The 4,142-nt window shown below is 54.2% G+C and carries 3 protein-coding genes; 2 read left to right on the forward strand and 1 reads right to left on the reverse strand.

The features are described from left to right. Nucleotides 1-230: 230 nt before the first annotated feature. Both RUMCAL_RS07465 and RUMCAL_RS07470 read left to right on the forward strand, forming a co-directional pair. Nucleotides 231-1,784, forward strand: a complete 1,554-nt coding sequence (locus tag RUMCAL_RS07465) for an NAD(P)/FAD-dependent oxidoreductase (RefSeq protein ID WP_021682077.1) — start codon at nt 231-233, stop codon at nt 1,782-1,784. Next, nucleotides 1,771-3,570 (forward strand): ArnT family glycosyltransferase, encoded by a 1,800-nt coding sequence (locus RUMCAL_RS07470; protein ID WP_051343721.1) that lies wholly within the window; start codon nt 1,771-1,773, stop codon nt 3,568-3,570. Before RUMCAL_RS07465 ends, RUMCAL_RS07470 begins: the two co-directional genes overlap by 14 nt. Before the next feature lie 320 nt (nt 3,571-3,890). Here RUMCAL_RS07470 and RUMCAL_RS16240 read toward each other — a convergent pair. Next, the coding region (locus RUMCAL_RS16240) for a hypothetical protein (protein WP_207636445.1) at nt 3,891-4,142 on the reverse strand (252 nt) is incomplete at its 5' end.

A 4,142-nucleotide genomic window follows, 5' to 3' on the forward strand; every position in this document is an offset into this window, starting at 1 on the left:
AAAGTCGCTAGACGCTCTTTGTGCGGTATTGCCCTAGGGCAACATTGCCCAAAAAATGAGGAATTACAGAAAAATAAATTGACAAACTACGAAAATTGTGGTATAATGTATAGAGTATGTTCTGCGTTCTTTCGCATGCATCTGACAGCATCAAGCATGCTTTGAAAATTAAAAAGCAGTACTATGCACAGCTTATACAGTGCTGCTAAAAAAGAAAGGATTTTTCTTTTATGAAAAAAGTAGTGATTTTAGGCGGCGGTCCTGCCGGTCTGACAGCAGCGTATGAACTGCTGAAAGACACCAAGGACGAATACGAAGTGACCATTCTGGAAGAAAGCGGCGTATTGGGCGGCATCTCCCAGACGGTTCGCTATCACGGCAACCGCATGGACATCGGCGGACACCGCTTTTTCTCCAAGGACGACACCGTCATGAAATGGTGGTCAGACCTGATGCCCATTCAGGGACAGCCGTCCTTTGATGATAAAAAACTGGGACGGGAAAAGCCGCTGGAAGCCGGTGGCCCTGATCCGGAAAAGGAAGACGTAGTCATGCTGGTGCGTGACCGCGTTTCCCGCATCTATTTCAACAAGCATTTCTTCGATTATCCGGTGACTATGAACAAGAACACCATTCAGAGCATGGGCTTTGCCACCACCATGAAGGCTGGCTTCAGCTACCTCGGTTCCTGCATCTCCAAGAAGCCGGAAACCAATCTGGAAAACTTCTACATCAACCGGTTCGGCAAGGTGCTGTACAGCATGTTCTTCGAGGGCTACACGGAAAAGTTGTGGGGCAGACACCCCAGCGAGATCTCCGCAGACTGGGGTGCTCAGCGTGTCAAGGGGCTGTCTATCCGTGCCGTGCTGAAAGACATGATCTCCAAGCGTTCCGGCAAGAAGAACAACAAAAATGCGGAAACCTCTCTGATCGAACAGTTCTGGTATCCGAAGTATGGTCCGGGACAGCTTTGGGAACTGGTCGGCAAGAAAGCCGAGGAAAAGGGCTGCAAGATCCTGTTCCATCACAGCGTCAAGACCATTCACACCGAAAACGGCAAGGTGACTTCTGTAGTCTGTGAAACACCGGAGGGCAGCAAGACCATTTCCGGCGACATCTTCATTTCCTCTATGCCGATCCAGGATCTGATCGCCGGCATGGACGGCTGCCAGAATACCGAGGTGCAGCGGATCGCTGCCGGTCTGCCGTACCGCGACTTTGTCACCGTGGGACTGCTGGTCAACAAGCTGAATCTGGTCAATCAGACTGGGACTAAGACACTGGGCAATATTGTACCGGATTGCTGGATCTATGTACAGGACAAGGGTGTCAAGCTAGGTCGTATCCAGATCTTCAATAACTGGTCGCCTTATATGGTAGAAAAGCCGGAAGACACCGTCTGGATCGGTCTGGAGTATTTCTGTGCCGAAGGGGACAAGTTCTGGAACATGTCCGACAAGGAGTGCGTGGACTTCGCCGTCAAGGAGCTGACCAAAATGGGCGTTATCTCCGAGGGAGCCGTACTGGACGCACACCGCGAAAAAGTCAAGAAGGCTTATCCGGCATATTTCGACACCTATGCACAGTTCGATCAGGTAGTGGATTATCTGAACACCTTTGAGAATCTGTTCTGCGTGGGCAGAAACGGACAGCACCGCTACAATAATATGGATCACTCCATGCTGACCGCCATTCACGCAGCAGAAGCGATCAAGCACGATTCCACGGACAAGGGTCCGGTCTGGAACGTCAACCAGGAAAAGGAATATCATGAGCAGAAGTAAGCTCTTTTCCAAAAACAGCAAACGCACCGGCAATCGTTCTCACGGCTGCCGGTGCAGCTGTATCTGCCTGCCGGCGGCGGAGTCCAACCGGTATTTTCACCTGCTGGAACGGCACCCATATCTGTGCAGTCTGTTCGTGTGTCTGCTGCTGAATGCACTGTACTTCGGGGGAGAAGCGTATCTGGCACAAAATGCCGTGCTTCTGGAAACGCTGGCTCTGCTGGCGGCGGGAGCAGCGGTCTTGTGGCGGCTGGTGCGGTATCAGCCCCAGAAGAAACCGGCGGCGGTCTGCGTCAGTGTGGTGTATACGCTGCTGGTGCTGGCTGGGGCGTGGTGTTATCACGAAGCCAGACACTCCGGACTGTGGGTGCTGGTCGGCGGCTGTGCTGTGCTAAGCGGACTGTTCTGGCTCACCCGAAAGCAGTACCACAACCAGCGGCGGCGGGTTTCACTGCTCCTGCTGGGGACAAGCTTTCTGCTGAAATTTTTCTACGTGTGCTATACACCCATTACCCGACGGCAGCACGATGTGGGAAAATTCGGGGACGCGGACAACCACGCCGGCTACATCACCTATCTGTTGCAGCATCACCAGCTGCCGGATTTTGATCCGCGGGGACACTGGCAATTCTACCACCCGCCCCTGCATCACATGATCTCTGCCCTGTGGCTGTGGCTGTCGGAACACGTGTTCGGCATCAGCAATGCCGCGGCTCAGGAGTCCCTGCAAACGCTGTCCCTGTTCTACGCCATGGCGATCGTCATCACTGCCTACCGCATTCTGCGGCACTTCCGGCTGGAAGGCATGGCGTTGTATGTACCGCTGGCGGTGGTAGCATTTCACCCCGGCTTCATTCTCTTTTCCGGCAGCATCAACAACGATGCGTTGTCGGTGGTGTTCATTCTGGGGGCAGTGCTGTGGACGCTGAAATGGTACGAGAAACAGACGTGGGAGGGCATCGTGAAAATTGCCCTCTGCATCGGGCTGGGCATGATGACAAAGCTTTCGGCGGCAATGGTGGCAATACCGGTGGCGGCGGTCTTTCTGGTGGTGCTGGTACGGCAGCTGCGGCAGAGAAACTGGCGGATCCTCGGGCAGTTCGGCGGATTTGCAGTGATCTGTTTCCCGCTGGGACTGTGGTATCCGGTGCGGAATCTGGTGCGGTTCGGCGTACCGCTGACCTATGTGCAGGAAATGCCGGAAAACTCTGTGCAGTATCTGGGGGAACAGTCGTTTTTCTCACGGATCCTGGACTTTTCGCCGCATCAGGTGGCAAGCGTTTTCGAACAGTGGGTACAGCGAACCGGCGGCAGCTACAACGAGTATAACCCGCTGATCGCCCTGCTGAAAAACGCCATGTTCGGGGAGTATATCAACGAGTACACGCTGGATTGCAGCCTGTGGCGAATCCTCACCGGTGTGGTGCTGTTCTGGCTCAATGTGGTGCTGGCGGCGGCAGCGTTTGCGGCAATGCTCTGGCTCTGCGGCAAACGGGAACAGACTGGCGGACGGCTGCCGAAGCTGTTTCTGGTGCTGTTCTACGCGGTGCTGATGGGCGGATTTTATCAGCTTTCCGCGGCGGAACCTTTTACCTGTTCCATGAACTACCGCTACATTACGCCGACTTGTGTCATCGGGGCAGTGTTTCTGGGGCTGGCATTCCAGCGGTTCCGGAACGGGAAAAAGCCCGTGTGCCGCTGGCTCTGCGGCATTGGCTGGACGTTGTGCGGCTGCTTCGCGGCATGTGCGGCGGCGTTTTACATCGGGCTGGGCTTGATTGGCTAGGGAAGTTTTAGAAATGGGAAAACCGGCAGGGGACAGGCTCTGCCGGTTTTTTGTTTCACGTGAAACAGTGGGTGGGGTTGTGCTTTGCCTTGTAAAAGGTTCTCCCCTGATATGTCAGACTTCATGGAAGAACCTCTTGGAATGTGTAGAGGGCGATGCCCACATCGCCCCGCAGGATTGCCCGAGGACAGTGATTTTCTAGGGCAGCCGTGTCGAAACCGTCCGGCGGAATTCGCTCGTTCCTCGCTGTCCGCCTTGGGCTTGCCAACGCCGGTTGTTGCCGGTAATGTTGGTATTCAAGAGTTTTCTTGTGCAGGTGGTTAACCTTTATTTGATGCAGCGTTTGCAAGTTGGTGGAGGGGTTCTGTGAAATCTTTTGTTAATGTTTCAGTTACACAGAAGAATCCCTCAGTCAGCCTGCGGCTGCCAGCTCCCTTTTCAAGGGAGCCTAAGTACAAATGAGCCTCCCTTGAAAAGGGAGGGGGACCGCCACTAGGCGGTGGAGGGATTCTCCGCCACAGCAGCCAACAGGTTTCATAAGAAGCAAAAAAAGAAAAGAGTTCGCATTTCAC

Source organism: Ruminococcus callidus ATCC 27760, from assembly GCF_000468015.1.
Taxonomy (GTDB): Bacteria; Bacillota; Clostridia; order Oscillospirales; family Ruminococcaceae; genus Ruminococcus_C; species Ruminococcus_C callidus.